Genomic DNA, 337 nt, shown 5'->3' with positions numbered 1-337 from the left:
GCATGCGCCGCCAGCAACTCCACCGCGCCTTCGGTCACGGCCACTCGGCTTGCCTGCTCACCCACCCGCACGCTGAATCGGGTGCCCAAGGCCCTGGCGGTACCGTGGCGGGTCTGGACGATGAACGGGCGATGGGCCGAATCCTTGGCGGTGGTGATCAGCACTTCGCCCTTGAGCAACTCGATACGCCGCACCTGCTCGGAGAACGCGATATTCAGCGAGCTGCCGGTGTTGATCAGCAAGCGTGTGCCGTCGGGCAAGGTGAGGTTCCTTTGTTCGCCGATGGCCGTGTGCTGGTCGGCGGTCCACTGCTGCCACGGCACCTGCCGATACGCCA

1 protein-coding gene is annotated in these 337 nt (G+C 65.9%); it reads right to left on the bottom strand.

Features of this window, described 5'->3' with window-relative positions:
• Positions 1 to 337 (bottom strand): FecR family protein (locus HX846_RS37090; protein ID WP_178967447.1); only part of this gene is annotated, 337 nt, incomplete at both ends.

This window comes from Pseudomonas sp. K5002 (assembly GCF_013386655.1).
Lineage (GTDB): Bacteria > Pseudomonadota > Gammaproteobacteria > Pseudomonadales > Pseudomonadaceae > Aquipseudomonas.
The sequence above is the reverse complement of the archived record's forward strand: the minus strand, read 5'-3'. Positions and strand labels throughout refer to the sequence as shown.